General features: G+C 36.6%; 16 protein-coding genes and 1 pseudogene. 3 read left to right on the top strand and 14 right to left on the bottom strand.

The features are described 5' to 3' along the window. Nucleotides 1-25: 25 nt before the first annotated feature. The 6 genes from AB3M96_RS16590 to AB3M96_RS16615 all read right to left on the bottom strand — a co-directional run bounded on the left by AB3M96_RS16590 (nt 26) and on the right by AB3M96_RS16615 (nt 9,470). A complete protein-coding gene (locus tag AB3M96_RS16590; protein WP_412968752.1) occupies nt 26-1,549 on the bottom strand; it encodes a flavin-containing monooxygenase in 1,524 nt (507 codons plus the stop codon). Between the two features lie 401 nt (nt 1,550-1,950). After that, nucleotides 1,951-2,421 carry a hypothetical protein gene (locus tag AB3M96_RS16595; RefSeq protein ID WP_412968753.1) on the bottom strand — a complete coding sequence of 157 codons (471 nt, stop codon included), beginning with the start codon at nt 2,419-2,421 and terminating at the stop codon, nt 1,951-1,953. Nucleotides 2,422-3,024: 603 nt separating this feature from the next. Continuing rightward, nucleotides 3,025-3,888 carry a GNAT family N-acetyltransferase gene (locus tag AB3M96_RS16600; RefSeq protein ID WP_412968847.1) on the bottom strand — a complete coding sequence of 288 codons (864 nt, stop codon included), beginning with the start codon at nt 3,886-3,888 and terminating at the stop codon, nt 3,025-3,027. Between the two features lie 470 nt (nt 3,889-4,358). Further along, nucleotides 4,359-4,943, bottom strand: coding sequence for a DJ-1/PfpI family protein (locus tag AB3M96_RS16605; protein WP_412968754.1), 585 nt, complete (start codon nt 4,941-4,943; stop codon nt 4,359-4,361). Between the two features lie 250 nt (nt 4,944-5,193). Then, the gene (locus AB3M96_RS16610) at nt 5,194-5,583 is read right to left on the bottom strand and encodes a VOC family protein (RefSeq protein ID WP_412968755.1); all 390 of its coding nucleotides are present in this window, start codon (nt 5,581-5,583) and stop codon (nt 5,194-5,196) included. 134 nt (nt 5,584-5,717) lie between these two features. Continuing rightward, nucleotides 5,718-9,470, bottom strand: a complete 3,753-nt coding sequence (locus AB3M96_RS16615) for an AAA domain-containing protein (protein WP_412968756.1) — start codon at nt 9,468-9,470, stop codon at nt 5,718-5,720. 290 nt (nt 9,471-9,760) lie between these two features. Between AB3M96_RS16615 and AB3M96_RS16620 the strand changes: the two genes are divergently transcribed. Continuing rightward, nucleotides 9,761-10,891 (top strand): NADH-dependent flavin oxidoreductase, encoded by a 1,131-nt coding sequence (locus tag AB3M96_RS16620; protein ID WP_412968757.1) that lies wholly within the window; start codon nt 9,761-9,763, stop codon nt 10,889-10,891. A 40-nt stretch (nt 10,892-10,931) separates the two neighbouring features. Here AB3M96_RS16620 and AB3M96_RS16625 read toward each other — a convergent pair whose 3' ends face one another. From AB3M96_RS16625 to AB3M96_RS16640, 4 genes are all read right to left on the bottom strand, one after another. After that, the gene (locus tag AB3M96_RS16625) at nt 10,932-11,507 is read right to left on the bottom strand and encodes a hypothetical protein (RefSeq protein ID WP_412968758.1); all 576 of its coding nucleotides are present in this window, start codon (nt 11,505-11,507) and stop codon (nt 10,932-10,934) included. A gap of 80 nt (nt 11,508-11,587) precedes the next feature. Beyond that, nucleotides 11,588-13,003: a YcdB/YcdC domain-containing protein gene (locus AB3M96_RS16630; RefSeq protein ID WP_412968759.1), complete on the bottom strand. Its 1,416-nt coding sequence runs from the start codon at nt 13,001-13,003 to the stop codon at nt 11,588-11,590. Beyond that, the gene (locus AB3M96_RS16635; protein ID WP_412968760.1) at nt 13,000-13,563 is read right to left on the bottom strand and encodes an SF0329 family protein; all 564 of its coding nucleotides are present in this window, start codon (nt 13,561-13,563) and stop codon (nt 13,000-13,002) included. The genes AB3M96_RS16630 and AB3M96_RS16635 overlap by 4 nt, the downstream gene beginning before the upstream one ends. A 184-nt stretch (nt 13,564-13,747) precedes the next feature. After that, the gene (locus AB3M96_RS16640) at nt 13,748-15,088 is read right to left on the bottom strand and encodes a uracil-xanthine permease family protein (protein WP_412968761.1); all 1,341 of its coding nucleotides are present in this window, start codon (nt 15,086-15,088) and stop codon (nt 13,748-13,750) included. 234 nt (nt 15,089-15,322) lie between these two features. On the opposite strand from AB3M96_RS16640, the gene AB3M96_RS16645 reads away from it, so the two are divergent. Then, entirely contained in the window at nt 15,323-16,300 is a 978-nt protein-coding gene (locus AB3M96_RS16645) for a Rieske 2Fe-2S domain-containing protein (protein WP_412968762.1), read from the top strand. Nucleotides 16,301-16,353: 53 nt separating this feature from the next. Here the strand turns inward: AB3M96_RS16645 and AB3M96_RS16650 are convergent, their stop codons facing one another. Together AB3M96_RS16650 and AB3M96_RS16655 are read right to left on the bottom strand one after the other, a co-directional pair. Beyond that, complete coding sequence (locus tag AB3M96_RS16650) at nt 16,354-17,130, bottom strand: TerC family protein (RefSeq protein WP_412968763.1); 777 nt, start codon at nt 17,128-17,130, stop codon at nt 16,354-16,356. A gap of 227 nt (nt 17,131-17,357) precedes the next feature. Continuing rightward, a pseudogene (locus AB3M96_RS16655) lies at nt 17,358-17,589 on the bottom strand (SDR family oxidoreductase); the annotation flags it as partial. 433 nt (nt 17,590-18,022) lie between these two features. Between AB3M96_RS16655 and AB3M96_RS16660 the strand changes: the two are divergent. After that, nucleotides 18,023-19,096 (top strand): C40 family peptidase, encoded by a 1,074-nt coding sequence (locus AB3M96_RS16660; RefSeq protein ID WP_412968764.1) that lies wholly within the window; start codon nt 18,023-18,025, stop codon nt 19,094-19,096. A gap of 115 nt (nt 19,097-19,211) precedes the next feature. Here the strand turns inward: AB3M96_RS16660 and AB3M96_RS16665 are convergent, their stop codons facing one another. Beyond that, the gene (locus AB3M96_RS16665) at nt 19,212-19,559 is read right to left on the bottom strand and encodes a hypothetical protein (protein WP_412968765.1); all 348 of its coding nucleotides are present in this window, start codon (nt 19,557-19,559) and stop codon (nt 19,212-19,214) included. Nucleotides 19,560-19,809: 250 nt separating this feature from the next. Further along, nucleotides 19,810-20,628, bottom strand: coding sequence for an NAD(+) synthase (nadE, locus tag AB3M96_RS16670; protein WP_412968766.1), 819 nt, complete (start codon nt 20,626-20,628; stop codon nt 19,810-19,812). Between the last annotated feature and the right edge of the window lie 13 nt (nt 20,629-20,641).

Genomic DNA, 20,641 nt, shown 5'->3' on the forward strand with positions numbered 1-20,641 from the left:
GAGAGCAGCCCCTGTTACCCAATAATCAATTTGTTGAAGGATTAACAGCATGTCTTCCGATATAGTCCTCAACTATTAATTTACTTGTAAGTCTCCTAAATGAGAACGTAAAACTTGGCCAAAGAGTCGAATTTCTCCCCGTTTTGTCTAAGTACCAACTTGAACATCCCCCGCTAACCCAAACAGTACCCGACATAGAATTATCAGTAGTTTTCACAAAATGAGCTTGTGCTTCTGGACTGGGTTCAATTATATCAAGCTTATTTTGATTCATATGTTTTATAACATGAATAGCATGATTTACCTGAGACTCTATCATTAGGAGTACTGAGGAATGACCTAGACCAGTATTAGGACCCTGCATTAGAAACAAATTGGGGAATCCAGCAACCGTCGTTCCCATATATGCTTTAGGACTTCCTCTCCATTCTTCATAAAGAGAATGTCCTTCCCTTCCGTAAATTACTCTTGCAAATGGTAAATCTGTAATCTGAAAGCCTGTTCCGTATATGATTGTCTCAACTTCGACTCTATTACCTTTTGCATCCACTATTGCATCCTTTGTAATTTCAGAAATCCCATGTGTATTCACTTCAACATTCGGTTGTGCAAGAGCCGGATAATATGTATTAGAAGGTAAGATTCTCTTACAACCAATTTTATAATTCGGAGTAAGCTTTTCTAGTAGACTAGCGACTTTTATTGAGGATTTCATATGTTTTAAAGCTATCTTTTCAACAGATTTCAGTCTCTTCGGATTTCGAAAGCCTAAAACAGTAAATTCTCGTATTAAGTAATATTTCAGTCTAGAAAGTTCTTGTACAACCGGGAAACGGCTATACGCATTCCTCCAACCTTCGCTAATTGGACCGTCCATTTTTGGTATGACCCAAGCAGGTGTCCTTTGGAAAACTGTCATAGAAGCTACAAAAGGTTGAATTTCAGGAATAAACTGGATCGCTGATGCACCTGTACCTATAACTGCTACACGTTTTCCTTTAGGATTAAAGGATTTCGGCCACGTTGCAGAGTGAAAAGATTCTCCGTTAAAATTCTTAATACCTTCGATGGTAGGGTATGCTGGTTCATTCAAAGCTCCAAATGCCCCTACTACAATCTTAGCTCGGAATTTGCCATTGCTAGTTTGTATTCTCCACTCTCCACAAGTATCGTTCCAATCCATTCTAGTAACCTCATGTTGAAAACGGATGTATTTTAGCAACTCATATTTCCTGACGCATTCTTTTAGATAATTGTAGATTTCTGGTTGAGTAGCGAATTTTCTCGTCCATTTTGAGTTGGGTTCGAAGGATAATGAATATAAGTTTGACTCTACATCACATGCGCATCCAGGATATTGATTATCTCTCCAGACACCGCCCACATCATCTTTCCGTTCAAGGATAATAATATCCTTCTCACCTTCTTGCATTAAACGAATAGCCGTTGCAATTCCGGCAAAGCCCGTCCCAATAATAACAAACTTCGCACTATTTTTAACATTTTCATTAACACTTACGGTTTGTACCATACCATCGTTATCCCCCATTCTATTATTAATACAATTAAAGAAATTCTAGAATCCTTCTACCACTTTTCAATAGGTATTGTAATTAATAATATGATAAGGTTTACCTTTACATCCCAATAATATGGGACAGAGGGACAGGTCCCGTGTCCCATAACAGTAATACTAGGATAGTACCTGTCTATTACTTTCACAAAACAAACAAAACTCCCATAAGTCAACCAGACGCAAGCCAATAATAATAATAATAATAATAATAATAATAATAATAATAAAATTTAAAATAATCAAATTAACATTAGGTTTGGTGATAAATTTAAATAACCATAGGAAACAAAAAGATCAGAATTATTATCTGATCTTTTATGGCCTTTAAGCAGAAAGTTTAAAACTAACGCACCCTATATTTCAATAAGATTTTTTTAACCTCTTCCGCGATTATTCTTTATAACTTTATAAATGAGAGTAATAGCTAAAATACCCAATGCACTCAATAAAGTAATTTTAATAATCCCTTGTTGTCCATCAAAAAAACCAACAAAAGGGCTTCTCATTTCATATTCAACTTCTCTATATGCCTTTATATATTGACCATCTGATTCCTCAACGGCTATTGCTTGGTCTGTACTTACACCGTCAATTGAATAGTATTTAGTACCTTTCTTATAAGCGTTAGAGAAGTTACCAGAATATTGTTCCATGTCAGAAAACCTAGTGACATGTCCAATTTCATCTCCAATTTCCGTTACATAGTCACCTTCACTTATCACATATATATATCCGTCCCAAACTACAAAATAATATGCCCAAGATGTTGCTAATGTCTTTCCTGGATAAGAGGAAATGAATAATATAAATAAAACGACAATAGACATAAAATGTTTACTTCTCATATTAATCCCCCTTTCTTTAATTAGACTTTTATATTTAGTCTAAGTTTCAAGGATTGCAATATTGAACTATTCTGCACCTTTACTTCAATAAAACAACAGGATTGCCACAATCGACAATTCCTTGTTCAACTCTCGGAACCGTTGACTTAAAAGCATTACTTTTTCCTTAGTCTTTGTGCAATATAAATTAGTAAAGTTATAATTGCTATATTTTGAATGCAAAGGACTATTATAGCTACCATTTCTTCTTCATTTGTTGTTGCACCAGTCACCAGTGCTACTAAATTAAAAATAATGAATGACAGAACAAAAAGGACCAATAAAGATAGCGATATATTTCAATTAAATTCCCCCTGACTCATTAATTGTTATTAAACAATCCTGCTTCTTTAGTACAATAACTTCTACAAAAAAAGGTGCTTCACCTTTTTGAAGATAAGCACCCTTTTGTTCAATAACAGATTTCCTAACTATTCTTCTTTAATTAGTTGATAAGAAGAAAAAATCTAAAAACAATTAACAAAGAACCCATTAAAATAAAAATAAATTTCATAAACCAATATTGAAGATCCGATTTGCTATTGATTAGTTATTGAAACATAATTATTCGCCATTATCAAAACCGAGATGAACAGAGTCTGCAATCCTTTCATAGCCAATTTCCCTATAGATCTTATTTGATGTCGGATTCATCATATCTGTGTACAGGACGCAAAAGTTAAAGTCTTTAAGTAGTTCTCTTGATACCGCTGTAACAAGCGTCCGAGCATATCCTTTTTTGCGTTCTTCCTTTGGCGTATAAACCAAACCAACGGTTACACCGTTCTTTGTAGGACGTGACTTCTTCACCATAGATACGATCTTTCCTTTATCCTCCCAAATAAAAACCTCTTGTTCCTTAAGAAACATTGCAACACGTTTTTTCACTTGTTCGATTGGAGAAATCGTCAGTCCGGCATCATTTTCGAATGAGTTGAACCACTTCTCGATAAGTGGAGAATCACTTTCTTCCGCATAACGCCAAGAACCGGGACTATGTTCAAGCGTTTCATTGACCTTATTTAAACGATACAATCCCTGGTCCATAAGCAGTTTATGAGCCTTACCGGTTTTAATTTCCCACTTATTCGCGACTTTGTATGCCCACTCTTTCAAACTGATAATCGAACGAAAGTCAACTTCAAGTTCGACCATATTTCTTATGAAGAAATCAATTATTTCTTCTAAACGGTTTTCATCGACAAAAATAAGATTTAACGGATGCGGTGGTGTCATTTGGAATAAGGCTAATACATTGCCATCTTCCTCAATTGTCGCCATAAATGGATTCTCATAATTCCCAGCTTTAATCGCTTGTAGTACACCGTAAAAAAGGCTGAATACATCTTCCTTTGCCAATAAAAACGACTCTATTTTTCTCTCAAAATCATAAGCATTATCATAAACTTTAAATTTCAATTTCAACACTCCACTCATAATCAAATAAAATCGAAGGCACCGATTTACAAACACCTTTTCATTCCGTATTTGGACCGATCAAGGTATAAACTTATTAAAGAATTGCAATTGTGTTGAATATTAAGTTAGTGATACGACTTCAATAAAGAGGAAGTCCATCTTCTCTTTGTTTAAAAAAATTCTTTTTAACTTACTAACATTACTTTGTTCTTAGTTTTTGTACAATATAAATTAGTAAAGTAATAATTGCTATATTTTGAATACAGAGAACTATTATGGCTACCATTTCTTCTTCGTTCGTTGTTGCACCTGTTATTAAACCCACCAAATTAAAAACAATAAATGATAAAATAAAAAGCCCAATAAAGATTCCGATATATCTCAGATTGAATCCCCCCATTTTTTATTGTTAGTTAAATAACTTTAACATTAAGTTGTCTTAATCCTTCTACCTCATCGAACCACCAATAATGTAAACTTTATATTGAAAATTCAATTGTTTTAGCCGTTCTTTCAGCAGTGGTCTCTCCCAAAAGTTGTTCAACAATATGTAGAGCCAGGTTTATTCCTGAAGAAACTCCACCAGAAGTTATAATATTGCCATCTTGTACAACCTTTCTCTCAGATAAAACTTGAGTTTCAGGATACTTATCTTGTAGCAATTTCAATGCTAAATGGTGAGTAGTTACTTTCTTTCCATTTAATAAGCCTGTTTCCCCTAATATGTACGCTCCAGTACAAACAGAACATATATATTCAATGCTTTTATGCTTAGCAATCCACTTTATTATCTTTTGATTTTTAGCCATAGATTGTACAGCTCTTAAAGGACCACCTGGTACTATTAAAATATCTATTTCAGGACTTTCAGCAATGCTATAATCAGGTACAACTTTTACACCTGAGTGAGTTTTTATTTCCAGCCCTGTTTCCGAAAGGGTAAATACTTTAAATGGTCTAGTGGGTAATAAATGTTTTTTATAAAGGGTTAATGTTTGTTCAGTTTTATTATTTGAAGTTAATGATAAAACCTCTGCTGGACCCGCAAAATCTAAAATATCCACGTAGTCAAACAGTTATCCCGACTCTATGCTTCTTCATTTTTTATATCTCCTTTCCCCCAAAAATATTTATTTTCCTTACACTTCCTTCATCAATCATCAGCATAATAACTTCAACAAAAAGGTGCATTAATCCTTCTTTGGGATCAATGCACCAGTAGAATAAATACCTTATTAATATATTAAATATCTAAAATTAGCAAATGGATAAAACCTGACCGAAGCACTAGCTCGATAAATCAACTATTATTATTTACAAATCCTTCTGCTCCACATTCAATTCTATTAAATTTCCATCCGGATCAGCACAAAAGATCTGCGCAAACCCGCTCGCCCCATTAGGTTTTTCAAGAATATCAATATCATGCTGTTTTAACCAGCCTAGAGTATCATAGTAGTTTTCAACTCTCAAAGCAAAATGCCCTTCTCTACTCGATAAACGCTTATCCTGACGGATGGTTTGCGAATGAGGATCCACAATTAAGTGAAGCTGCTGGCCACCAATCTCATACCAGGCACCAGGAAAATCAAAATTCGGACGTTGTATTTCTTTTAAACATAAGATCTTTCCATAAAATTCTTTCGATTTCTCCAAATCCGTTACTGAGAGACTCACATGATGGAGTAATTTGTATGTAATCATCTTACCAACCTCTTTCTATTAGTCGAGACGTAAGGAATATTTCCTGGAGTGGGACACGGGACCTGTCCCTCTGTCCCAATATATCCCCTTCCAAGTACTGATACTGGGACAGTGAACCTGTCCCAGTGCCCCAGCTATTTCGTTATTTTTTCGCGTATGGTTTCGCTTTTAAGTAGTTCTTTTATTTTTTGGTCGATTCGTTCGATTTCACCGGTCGGGTTTTTCCACCAGTTTCGGCTCCAGATTCGTTCGATGTTCCAACCTCTGTTCTCAAGGAATTTTTGACGGTATACGTCTCTTTCCTTTGCATTAGCAGAGCTGTGGTACATCGCTCCATCACATTCAATACCCAAGATATAGCGAGAAGAATCTTCAGGATGAACGATTGCCAAATCAATCCGATAGCCTGACATGCCAACCTGTGTTGTCACTTCATATCCAATGTTACTCAATTGGTTATACACCTGCTCTTCAAAAGGAGACTCAAAATGAAGCCCTTTTGCTTGTACGTGAGTATTTACATTTTCATTTATTTCTTGAATGACAGCGTTTATTTGGTCTGTTTGACTGTTGGATACAGATCGAACGTATTTTAAGTACGATTTTAAGAGCTTTGGACCTAAATACGTGGTACCCGCTACATTCAGTTCTTCCGGTTCAATACTGGAAACGACGATAATGCCTTCTTTTGCTCTCGTGATTGCAACATTCAAACGGTTTTCTCCACCTTTTTGATTGAGCATACCAAAACGATTATAAACCTTTCCTTCTTCATTTTTCGCATAACCAATCGAGAATAGAATGATGTCACGTTCATCCCCTTGTACATTTTCAATGTTTTTCACAAAGACTCTCTCATCTAAGTCCCTAGCCATCATTTGACTATACACTGCATTAAACTGTTCATCTTCGCCAGCTTTATCTTCAATAATATCCATGATTTTTGACTGTTGTTTTGCATTAAAGGTAATAATCCCAACTGTTTTACCTGGCTGATTGATTAAAATGTCCTTTAATGTCTCTACAACATTAATTGCTTCAATTTCATTTGATTGATTTATCCACCTGCCTTCAACCTTTTTCCAAATCATCGCAGGTGGCTTTTTAAACGGAATAACATTTGGTGCAATCTGAATAAAGCCATTATAAAATGCATGGTTTGAGAAGTTAATTAATTCCTCATACTTTGAGCGATAATGCCATTGAAGTATTTTCTCCGGAAACCTTCTTTTAGCTAAGTTTAATAAGCTTTCAGATTCATCTGTATCGAATTGTTCTTCCTCTTCTTCATCTCCGGAATAGGTTGATTGAAACATCGAAAAAGGTGGTAGCTGCTTCTCATCTCCCGCTACAATAACCTGCTTTGCACGATAAATGGAAGGCATCCCACTTTCAACGGTAGATTGTGACGCTTCATCAAAAATAACCAGGTCAAACAATCCCTCTTTTAGCGGAAAAATAGACGAAACAATCTCTGGTGAAACAAGCCACACTGGCATGATGTCTTCTAAACCTTTCCCTGCGAATTCATTTACTAATCTGCGTAGTGACCAAACCATCCGTTTTTTGCTCGCTTGATGTTTTAAATCACGAATTAACCTGGCATTTTTAGAACTTACGGCTTCCACTTTTTGTTTAAGCTTATTAAGTAAATAATCAGTAGCTAACTTTCTCTTTTCTTCTATTAAATCAGCAAAGGAAGCCCTGATTCTTGCATACTCACTTGTAGAAACCTTTTGTACTTGTGGATATTTTCTTTCTGTTTGGTCAATCCAATGGACATAGGCTGAGTTTCTGAACAGATCCACCCAATAATCAGCTAACGCTCCTTCTACTGCGGTAGATTTTTTCTGAAGCTCAAGAATCACTTTCTTTTGAACGTCCGAACTATTATCCCAAAAGCCGTCCATTTGCTGTAAATCTTCAAAATCACGGTGAAAATATTCCAGTATCTTATCTAATTCAGCAAGTGGTATATCGCCTTCCGAGATTCTGTTTTTATACGCATCTATAACTTGATCATCAATTAACTTTCGTAACTTCTCCATTTCATTTGCTAATTGTTTTGTCTCTTTTCCAAGATGATGCATTGTGATTAGAGACTTTTTGATTTCCAACCATTCCGTTGAATTGGTTCCTTTAAATTTATCTCCTTCAATGAGTTTTTCAATGATGGATTTTCCTGATACTGATGTCCACCACCATAATCTCAATCCCTGTAGGGTTCTTTTTGAACTGTCATCTAAATCAGGAAACACTTTATCCAACTTATTTTCAATTAACCATGTGTAAGCCGGGGTAATTTTTTCATGCTCTAAGCTGTTTAAGTAGTCCGTTGACTTTTTGGCTTTTTCAATTAATCCGTTAACCAGTTCAATTGCCTCTAGTTTATCTTTCATCGTAAGAGCGGCAAAGGATTTTCGTTCTTTTAACGGATAATCCTCACCACCAAACCGTTCATACCACTCAGCATATGTATAAATACCTTCTGAAAGATCGTCTAACTCCCTCTTATTCAGTTCGGGCAAGACAGCAGTTAGGTCGATGATCTGTGTAGTTTCTTCAATTGGTGATGCCATTCCATATAAGTCATATAACCGATAACCGAATTCTTGATATTCGTATAACGCATTTGCAATGCTGTTAAGCAAGTCTTCTTGCGCTGACAACTTGTCGGAGGTCGATTTCAATCGATTTACTACCTCCTGATTGGACAGTTGGTTGTTTTCAAGAAGTCCAACGATTTTTGCGTACAACGGTCTTCGATCGTGTTTTTCATCGTGAACAAGTGCAATATGATTATTTAACCCCAAGCTCTCAAGACGCTGATACACTACGTCTAGGGCTGCTCTTTTTTGACAAACGACTAGAAGCTTTTTATCTCGATTAAGTCCATCGGTAATCAAATTCACAATTACTTGTGACTTTCCCGTTCCTGGTGGACCATGAACAACAATGCCTTTCTTATAACGGGATTCTTTTAAAATTTCTTCTTGAGAACCGTCTGCTTGGAGGAGATTTAAGATTTCTTGCTCAGTTGTGTCCTCAGAAGTATTATTATCTTCATTTCCCGCTGTTTCATCAAATTCCGTATCAGGAGGATCAATTAGTTCCCCTACCAGTGATAAATCTCCCTCCTCAGACAGTTCAATCAGGAGTTCATAATCTTTTACTAGCGATGAACCACCTTGTGGAAAATTACCAATGACCGCGTTTTCTAATAATGTTAGGTTTGCGACTTCAGGTATGTCGTCTTTTTTATATTCCGTTAGTTTTGTAATTCCTGTTGGTGTATAAGAGAGATTCATTTCATTTTCCTTAAAAAAGCTAAGCCACTGGTCAAAGCTGTATTCGGAAGCAACTTCTGCTGCCTGATCAAAGAAATCCTCGGTATACGACAGTCCATTTAATTTTTTAAATGCTAAAAATAAAGTCCGGTTTAATTGCGGACCGTCTTCATCAACTATAATAATCCATTTTTGTATTTTCACATTGTTTTTTTCGAGTTTTATGGGATATAAAAATAAAGGAGCCTGAAAGAATGTCCCGTCGGTTAATGTACCTGATATAAAAGGAAAACCTAAATAAAAATCATGGATCCCAGACTCTTCTTCAATTCCCTTAAGGTTTCTTGAAAGGTCGGTCAGCTTCTTAGAAAGCACCATTGATTCTTCATTGTCTAATGTAGGCTTCAAGATTGTAATTTCACTCGTTGTCTGACTAATTATTTTTTCAACGATTGATGAACTTGTGTTGGGTTCTGAAACTTGGTCAAGATTAACCAAATCAAAGCTCCATTTATTATAAAGCTTTAATAATCGAATCGACCGGTTACGCCGGCTAATATCATTAAGCTTATCTTTCATGTGGATTAATTTTTCCTTCATTCTTTTACCTCTTTCTATCATCCTTGTTCCATATATCTCCATTATATCGTACCATTGTAGTGATTATTCTACAAAAACAGACGGTATTGAAGTCTTGAACCCTCCGTATTCCCTCCATTCAAGCCTGCTTTTTTACACTCTTTTTTATTAGTAAGCATTATATTTTCTATCAATTCATTTTCAATGTATCATTATTTTTACCTGCCTTATAAAGTGCAGCTTATTAGCTAACGATAAGATGGGTATTCTTCTCACGCGTAAACATAAAGCTACTATGGAGGTTATAGACAATGAATCCAGACAATCAATTTATGCTAACTTCTTTTACTCTTCCTAATGGAGTGGAATTAAAGAACCGAATTGTTATGGCGCCGATGACAAATTTCTCATCTAATCAGGATGGTACGGTTACTGATGCTGAGGTAAACTATTATGCACGTCGTTCTAGCGGAGTAAGTATGGTGATTACAGCTTGTACATATGTTACACCGAACGGAAAAGGATTCCCTGGCGAATTTGGCGGCGACAAGGATGAGATGATTCCGAGCTTAACTCGATTAGCCAGTGCTATAAAGGAACAAGGTGCGAAAGCTGTCTTGCAAATTTTTCACGGAGGAAGACAATGTCCGCCTGATTTGGTTCCTAATGGAGAAATTGTTAGCGCTAGTGCTGTACCTGCAGAAAGAGGCGATGTGCAAGGTAAAGAACCACGCGCATTAACTGAATCTGAGGTTGAAGATATTATTAAAGCCTTTGGGGAAACAACTCGCCGGGCAATTGAAGCAGGCTATGATGGGGTTGAAATTCACGGAGCGAATGGCTATTTAATTCAACAATTTTTCTCTCCTCATTCAAATCGTCGTGAAGATCGATTTGGAGGAAGTGTTGAGAAACGAATGACCTTCCCATTAGCAATTGTGGATGAAGTTCAAAAGGTTATAAAAGAACATGCTACTCCAGAATTTATCGTTGGATATCGTTTTTCACCTGAAGAAGGCGAAGACCCTGGAATAACAATGGGAGACACACTCAAGTTAGTTGATACATTGGCTGATAAAGGATTAACTTATCTTCATGTATCACTAAATGAATTCTTCTCCACAGCAAGAAGAGGTGTTGAAGATACTACTAAAGCTCGTATCGAATACTTGCTTGAAACAATAGGCAATCGTGTACCATTGATTGGTGTAGGTTCCATTTATACAACAGAAGATGCGCGCAATGCATTTAAAGCAGGCATACCTCTATTAGCAATAGGTAGAGGGCTAATCATTGAACCTGATTGGGTACAAAAAGTAGCAGAAGGTAAAGAAGATGAAATCGTAACAAAGATAGACAAAAATAAACAACAAGAACTAGTCATCCCAGACCCATTATGGAACGCAATCATTCACACACCTGGATGGTTCCCTGGGGTTTAAGTGCATGGGTGGGTCAAGGGGACAGGTCCCCTGTCCCACCCTATTTTAATATTAGGGACAATGAACCTGTCCCTGTGTCCAAACTTGCTGATTCCATTAAATCTTCATGATAGATCCAGGCTTTTTGTGTAGGAGTTGTTGCGCCAATGCAAATGAAGACAGGGTTTGCTCCATGAGATCCGTTGTAGGTAACAACTAAATGCTTATAGAGATTGAGATAGTTTTCTTCTTCTCGAAAGAATGAGAGCTGCGGGTTGTATAGGCGATTGCCTTCTGTGAATTCACTTCGGTATTCACTGTATTCTGGGAGGTCTTCTTGGTGTCTTACTTGGCTGAAGGTGACCATAATCTTTCTTTCTTCGAAAAACAATAGTACATATTCGTAGGAAAGTCCTGCACTTCGAATTTCAGCGGTCACTTTTAGTTCTGGGTGTTGGTTCGCGAGGTGATAGATGGAGTCAAAAACATAAGAAGCACGCTGTCGAGAGATAAAGTTTTTTTCTGTAACGATGTCCGGTTTCCCTTCTCTTTCTTTATAAAAGCGTGTTAATCCATTTTTTATTCCGTTTATCAATAATAGCTTTTCTTGGTCACTAAGGTAGAACTCATTATTCACAATAAACCCTCCTTCTAGGAGTTGTCCGGTTTCATTCACTTAGCTACTGTAAGGCAAATTTAAGCCGGACCTTATCCTAACTAATCTCTATGTTTACTTGTAATAACTTCTCCAGTGATTGCATCGATGTAACGAATTGATGTTTTTGTATATTTGTCACAAGCTTGGTAAACGAGATGATATTCATCTACTTCTTTTTCATAATCTTTCTTCCAAGCTAATTCAAAATCAAGATGATTGAAAAATACTTCATTTGCTTCCTCTTTTGTTAAAACAGGTTCTTTTGGAAGTTCTTTTAGTTGTTCTGACTCAATGCTCGGGCCACTATAGTGATCGATAAGTCCGGTGTTTGTATTCACAGTTACAATAAGAACCTCTGATTGAACTGGAATTTCACCAATAAACATTGAGAAAATAAAGGATTCCTTGCTTCTGTCATCCTCTTCATCCTCGGCATCTCTTTTGTTCAATTTTACATATTGATAAAGCTCAGGTACTACATTTTGTAGAAAACCAACTGCTATTTGATAACAATCTTCACGGGTTAAATCAAGATCTCCATCTCGTTCAGCGAACCATATAAAACTTCTTAGTTTCCCCGTTTTCTTTGATATCATTGCTTTAGCCGTATCTTCCGTGCGGTTTCTCCAAAAGCTGTCTAGTGAAAGGTCCTTCTCCTCCATCTTCCAATCCCGATTACGCCATACGATGCCAGTTTCTTCTCCCATATCAACTTCTCGAAGAACTTCCATATTTTCAGTAATTCCTACAATTTCTTCGATTGTCTTATCGTTTTGTTGATTCTCTTGTAAGAGAGGAAGTGTTTCATAGACTTGTGGATCACCTTCATCATGAATAATGGACAACGATGGCTCTTGAGCATTTGCATTAAACTTCATAAAAGATGGTTCCATTTCATATACAAGACGATACCCATCCTCTTTTACATCATGGAGAAAGGAGAATACGCTAGTAACTACTAACTGAGAATCTAACTTGTTTTTTACATCCTCAATGAGTTTCTCAATTGATATCAACTCTTTAGGTATTTCGGGTATTTTTTTTTTGCCGTAATACGTAAAGTTAATAATCTCTCCAGCATTATTCACATCAATATAACAACCAGCATGTTCAAGAGGTAAGCCCATTACAAGCTGCTCATAGTTATAACGGTACGATTCAGTTAGTTTTTCACTTTTAGAAAAACAAAGATGTTCGAGCGCATCTGGATAATGTTGAAGTAAAAATTGATCTGCCCTCCTTCTTCTTTCCTCTAGCTCCAACTGTTTACCATCTAAAAACTCCTCATCTTTATCAATGGAAAGCTTTGTTAAATTACCATGATAATCAAGATTGATCGTGACCCCTTCATCTTGTTCCTCATTTGTCCAAATAAAAAATGCCTCATCATCACCATATTCCTCAATAGTTAATTGGTAATTCCATTGAATTGTTACTAACGAAAGTGCTCGTTTCTTTAACTCTTCTTTATTCAATGATTGCCACTCCTTATTTCTAATCCTTCTACCATACATCGAATCTGATAAAATTCGTCTATTAATGGATGCATGTTCTTAGTTATATTTAGCGTCTTTAATTTTCTTTTTCCTAAACGTCGGTCAAACATAGCAAAGGCTTGTATGACAGGATTTTCAGATGTTAAAGCTTCCTCTATAGATAACGAAGTATAACCCAAAAAAGACTGATACAACTGGTATGTTGAAAAGAGCCCCTGTCTATTTAATTCGTCATCTGAATCGTCCGACGCTTTCCACAAGTCTTCTCGTTCTGTCGATTTCATCATCCCTAGTAAATCAGTATCGGTCGGAATGGGTTCTAATTTTCTACCTTGCTTTAATTCTTGATATACTTTTCCATGATTAATCATATATGTTACGTCTGCTGCACTGACGATTTCTTCTTTATCAAAGGTTATCCAAACACGACCTGGACTATCGTGAAACTTCCGATAGACTGCCGCATGAACATGAATTCGTCCCTGTAATTTGTTACAAAGGAAGCTTTCAAGTTGTTTTTTTGTTTTACTCCATTGCAAGTTTTCTCCTTCTTTCTGTCAGATAACATTGATTTACTAGTAATGTTTTTCGACATGTTATGGTAAAACTCCTCCATAAGGTAGGAACATCGCTACTTTGTAATTTCAAACAAAAAATACCATCTAGTAAAAGACTAGATGGCATCATATCAAAATTCAAGAGTGGAACAAGGACACAATCCCACTAGGTCAATGATTCCTGCTTTTGTACACTCTTTTTCTTTTCGACCGGGATGAGTAGGTTTAGTACTAGTACGGCGATTGCTCCTACTGCTGTTCCTGATGAGAGGATGTAGTTTGCAAAGTCTGGCACACTGTATAGAATTTCTTTTGGTAACACGATTGTTCCGACAGTTAACAGAATTGGAACGCCGATTACCATCATGTTGCGGTCATCAATGTCAACATGTTGAATGACTTTTAACCCATTCATTACAATTGCTACACAGACTACCCCGAAGATTCCATTGATAACTGGTTCTGGGATACAAGTGATGACAGCCGAAAGCTTTGGAATTAATCCAAGTACAATTAAGATGATACCTGCTGCAATAATTGCCATGCGACTTGCTACACCTGTTATCGCAATAATTCCTGCATTTGAGGAGTAACCTGTCATCGGTGTACCACCAAATAATGAACCAACAAAACAGCCAATTCCTTCCCCTGCTGATGCTCTATTCAGGCGCTTATCATCTAACTCTTCACCTGTAACTGTTGAAACGACAAACCAAGTGCCCGTTGTTTCGATTAAAATAATCATATAAATAAATACCATTGTTAATACTGCTTGTAAATTAAATACAGGTTTTCCGAATGGGAAAAAGCTTGGAAGTGAAATCCATGCTGCATCTTTTACAGGTGAAAAATCAACATTGCCAAAGAATGAGGCTGTTACTGTTCCTACAACAATCGCTAAGATAACAGAAACTAAACGGAAAAATGTTCCGTAACCAGATTTTTTTCGACCTAGTAACATGCTAATGATTAATACACCTGCAGATACAGCAGCCACAATCACATTATGTCCAACATTTCCTGGTGCCGAATATATACTATTAAAAGCGCTTGGCATTAAGGAAATACCAACAATTACAATAACTGTCCCACCTACTAAAGGAGGAATAACTTTTCTAACTGTTTTCGCAAACACTTTTAACGGATAACCGAGTATGGCAATTAATAGCGCACCTGGTAAAAGACTACCGAAAACAGCGCCTAACCCTAATTTTCCACCAATTGCAGCCAGTGCACCAATCGGTACGTATGAAGGACCTTGTACAACAGGTAATTTCAATCCACCTAATGTCTGAATAAGAGTAGCAACTCCTGCAGCTAGAAAACACATTTGAATAAAGAATGTTGTGTTCATGGTGTTTAAAGCTAATAAACCTGCAATGATTATCGGTGCTATGTATAGATCCATTGCTAATACATGTTGGAAGCCCAGTAAAATAGATTTACCAACACTAATCTTGTCATTCACACCAACTGTTAAGTTCGGATTTTGCCTCGACTGTTCCACTTCATTTCCCCCTATTATAATTTAAAAATACTGACTATTTCCCTCTTTAGAAAGTAAATCTTACTTGTTTTTATCAACTCAATTTGGATTATAAATAGATTTTATAAAATTGTAAATATTAAATACGAATATTTATTTTAAATAATATTGAATCGTTCGTGTTTTGGTTGACACAACTACTTTTCCTTTTTAAAATATAATCAGAATAGTAAAGTCTACTGGGGGGAACTAATTGTGATTATTGAAGATCAAGTTTTACGTGATAATTGGATTGTTGTGTGTAAAGCAGAAGATGTTAAGGAAGAACCGAAACAGGTTATTGTTTTAGGAGAAAGAGTTGTAATTTTTAGGAATGAAATAGGCATCCATGCTTTTAAGGATTTATGTATTCATCGCGGTGCAGCTCTTTCTCTTGGTTGTGTAAAAGACGGCCAACTTGTTTGTCCATATCACGGATGGGAATATAATGCTGAAGGGAAATGTACAAAAATCCCTCAGCTTCCTGAAGGCAGAGCAATTCCATTAAAAGCACAAGCCATTACTTATTTATGTAAGGAAGCATATGGCTTTGTATGGGTTAATCTTAATAATAACAATCCTAAAATGATTACTTATGAAGCATTTCGTAATGAAAACTATCGAAATGTTTTATGGGGACAAATCGAGGTTAACGCTAATCCTCCAAGAATTGTTGAGAATTTTCTAGATGTTGGACACCTTGCATTTGTACATGAAGGGTATCTTGGAGTTCAGGACAAGCCTGTAATAAGTGATTACAATGTGCATGAAGATGACGACCGGATTTTTTCTGATGAAATTGCCATTTTCCAACCTGATCCAGATGGTTCCGGTGTTTCTAAGGATGTTTATTATACATATGAAATCTTGAGCCCACTTGCAGTGCTGTTTACAAAAAGAGACCCTGACTCAAATAATAAAATGACTATTATTTTACTTGTACAACCAGTTGCAGAAGGTAAATCAATTGCACATGGTATTCTTTCCTTCAATTATGATACTGGTACAACAGATCAAGAAATTATCGAATTTCAGGATATGATTTTTGCACAGGACAAACCAATTGTGGAAAATCAGAAACCTGAGGATCTGCCATTAGATTTACAAGTTGAACTTTCTTTAAAATCGGATCGTATGAGTATTGCCTATCGCCAATATTTGAAAAAGCTTGGAGTAACCTTAGGTACTGCATAAAGTATAACAAAAGTAAAAAGACTAGGATAAATAACTATCCTAGTCTTATTGGCTTATGAATTGGCATTCTGTACTCCACGTCTATTACTTGGTGCGAACCAGCCAAGTAGAGCAATCGCTACTAAAACACCATAGAAGGTAACAGTCCAGCCTGTGCTATGTGGGAAATCATGATCCAAAATACCGATATCCTCATGGGCAAGTGTAATAACAGCAAGCTTTACACCAACCCAGGCGACAATTGCATATGCCGTTGTTTCCAATGCAGGACGTTTTTCGAGTAGTTGTACAAACCAAGTTGCTGCAAACTTAATCAAGATAAGTCCAGCAATCCCACCAAGTACAACAACAATAAATTTCCCTCCATCCATTCCACCGAAATTACCAAGCGGTGAGTCTGGAAGTCCAAGTGCAAGTGCAACAGCAGCTAAAATTGAATCAATTGCAAAAGCCAAGTCAGCTAATGCAATTTTCCCTACTGTAGGCCAAAAACCTTTTCCTGCTGCTTCTTTGGCATCGTCTTTATGAATATTTTTATTTTCTTTACCAAACTTAGCCTGTGCAACATGCTTTAGTCCCAGGTAAAGAAGATAAAGCGCACCAATCGCCTGTATTTGCCAGACATTTGCAATAAATGAAATAGCAAATAACGCAAGAAAACGGAATACAAATGCCATCAATATTCCATAATTTATCGCTCTCTTTTTCTGTTCTTCAGGTAGATGTCTTGCAATAACTGCTAGTACAAGAGCATTGTCGGCCGATAACAAGCCTTCTAATCCAATTAAGATTAACAACGCCCAGGCATACTCTAGCCATATCGACTCCATTTCACAACTCCCCCTCCAAGAGCTTAAAAATGTCGCAAAAGACATCTTATAAATTAGAATTTCCCATTAAACAATAGGTACACCTAGAGAATATTGCTAAATGAGGCAAGCATTTTGGAAAAGGGACAAACAAGCTTTTCCTATATACCAAAAAACACCATCTTAAACACTAAGTGGCGGCATAGAATTCTCTTATGTTTGTAAAGAATATAGAATACAGTACTTTTTTAGTAGGCAGTCCAACCTGCATCACCAGGAATAACGGTTCCACTCACAAAGCTTGATTCATCAGTAGCTAGGAATAGAGCAATGTTTGCGATTTCTTCCGGTTTTTTCGATACATGGATTGATTGCTAGACCTTGTTGAATACGTCCCATTCCAAAATGGTTAACACCTGTCATAGAAGAGCTAATGTTTGTTTCAACTCCACCTGGAGCGATTGCGTTACAACGTACTCCACTTGTGTGAACCATATCGGGGCGTAAAGGTGTTAGAAATACATACCTTATCGACTTCCACAGTTAGTTAACATATCTGAGCATGTTAAAAAGTACAAAAACTTCTACACACTAATTTGGTGGAGTCGGACAGGAACCTTGTCCCACATTTTTTTTAATATACATCAAAAATGAGAAAAAATTTAATAACAACATCCTTTTGCTCTAGTTCCACATAATTTTCAGATGTGTGAATTCCAAATCCTCTTTAATGAATCCTCGAATTCGCTTGTATGTTTCCTCATACCAACACTCACCAGTTTTTGACACTTTTACACCTTACATTCCTTCCTAATTGGATAACTATTCCTCTATTTCCACATTAATCTACAAATCTAGACAATCATATTGTATAATTATTATTAGTTTACTAGTTTTTCGAGGAGGTCGAATGGTGAGTAATAAGAAAGTTTATCTGTCGGTGACTGCGACTGCGTTCATAGCCTCTGCATTTTTCGGTGCAGAAGAGACTGAGGCAGCAAGCACGTACAAAGTTCAGAATGGTGATTCTCTTTGGAAGATTGCTCAAAAGCACGATATTTCTGTTTCACAATTGAAATCCTTAAACAATTTAACCACTGATCTTATTTTCCCTAATCAAGTTCTTAAGACAGAAGTAAATTCCACCAGTAATCCAACGAGTAACAACCCGTCACCTGTGAAAGAAAAAGAAAATCAAGAAAACAATACTTCAAAGGCAACTACATACACCGTAAAATCTGGTGATACATTAAGTGGTATTGCATCAAAGCATAAGGTTTCACTTACTCAATTAATGAAGTGGAATAACTTAACTTCAACACTAATTTACCCTGGTAATGTGTTCGTGGTAAGTAATCCTACATCATCTGAGAAACCAAATAACTCAACAACCCCAAAAACTGAGAAACCTAAGGAAGAACCGGTACAGTCATCTACTGTCTATACAGTTAAGTCAGGAGACACTTTGTCTAGAATTGCAACAGAATATAAAGTGACAGTTACCAACCTTAAAATCTGGAATAACCTGAAATCAGATATGATTTATATTGGCCAAAAGTTAACTATTGGAGTAGGCGCTAAAGTAGAAACTCCAAAAGATGAATCTCCTTCAACTGAAGTTAGCTATAACGTAGATCAGCTAATTACTATAGCAAAAAGCCAATTGGGAGCAGTCTACGCATGGGGTGGGTCTACACCTAACGGTTTTGACTGCAGTGGGTTCATTTTCTATGCATATAAAGAAGCAGGATTACAAATTAATCGCTATTCAAGCGAAGGCTACCATATGCGTTCCTATTATGTAGATGCACCTAAAATTGGAGACTTAGTGTTCTTTCAAGGAACCTATAAGCCGGGTATCTCTCATGTGGGGATTTATCTTGGCAACAATGAATTTGTACATGCTTCAGATAAAGGCGTGATCATTTCTAACGTAAACGACTCTTATTGGAAAAAGCATTTTGAAGGGTTTAAGAGGTTATATTAATTTTTTAAACACAGGAAGTCAGTTCTCCGGAATTGACTTCCTCTTTATTTGGTCAGGTCCAAACTGGATGAATGCTTAGAATAAAATGGCTATATTACTTCCACTCACTCTCCACTTATACCTCCACTATTTTATTACCTTTCCTCTTCATTACCCATTTTGTTATAAAGTGAGCAAGAAGAATGATAAGGGAGTTAATTCCTACTAGGAAAATACAGATAAAGACATAAATAACTAATAACCAGCCTATTGCTTGGGCACGTTGTGAATCTAAATTTGCTACATAAAAGGTATAACTTACTACAAAAATCAGCTGTACCCCAGACGCAATAATACAATTCACAAGGTAAAACCACGTTAGTTTTTCTTTTTTTCTTGTCATCATTACTTGTAATGGTATCCCGACTACTGCAGGACTTATTACCATCATGATGAACAAAAATGATTCAATGAATTCTTGCATGCTTATCCCCCTATTGCCTTTTAATACGGTACCGATAATTGGTATTCTTTTACTATATAATGACATCCAGCTTTATTCTATACTCTTACCTGAAAATGGGACAATGGACCTGTCCCCTTATCCTTAGAAAACTCGGCGATTGCCTAGCCTTTAGGCGACAGCAGAGGCGTAGTTGCACTTATGCAGATAGGAAAGAATTTTATGCTTTCCTATCTGCCAAAAAATAAACCAGGAGGATCGTCCTCCTGGTTTATTTCCACCATGTGTCAAACATGGATGCTGGTTCGTGTCTTTTATGTTCAGATACGGTGTAACGTGCTTCAATTTTTTCTGCGACTTCTTTTGGTACTTTTTTTCCTTCTAGGTAGTCATCTAGTGTGTCATATGAAATACCCAGTTCTGTTTCGTCTGCTTGTTGAGGTTTATTGTCCAATAAATCTGCAGTTGGTACTTTTAAATAGAGGCGTTCTTCTGCACCCAGTTCCTTTAGAAGAGCACGTCCTTGACGTTTACTTAATCCGGTTAAAGGTAGCACATCTGCTCCACCATCACCATATTTTGTGAAAAAGCCAGTTACCGCTTCTGCTGCATGATCAGTTCCAATTACAAGCAAACCGTTCTCTCCACCGATTGCGTATTGCGTAATCATACGGACTCTCGCTTTCACGTTCCCCTTATTGAAATCACTTATATTTTCAGAAGTGACATTTTTATAGTTCGAAACGAATGCATCTACTGTTTCCGATATATCAAATGTGATGGATTTATCTGGTTTAATGAATGCTAATGCTGCTTGAGCATCGTCTTCATCTTGTTGTATGTTATAAGGCAAACGAACAGCCGTGAATGTTGCATCATGCCCTTCTGAACGAAGTTCCTCCACTGCTAGTTGTGCAAGTTTACCTGCCAATGTTGAATCTTGACCACCACTTATACCAAGAACAAAGCCCTTTGCCTTACTTTTTAGTATATATTCTTTTAAAAAGCTAACTCGCATTTTAATTTCTTCTTTGGGGTCAATAACAGGTTTAACGTTTAATGCTTTAATGATTTGCTCCTGCATACTCATACTAGATTTCCTC

The sequence above is a fragment of the Ferdinandcohnia jepli genome (genome assembly GCF_047246645.1).
In the GTDB taxonomy this organism is placed as follows: Bacteria; Bacillota; Bacilli; order Bacillales; family Bacillaceae_L; genus Ferdinandcohnia.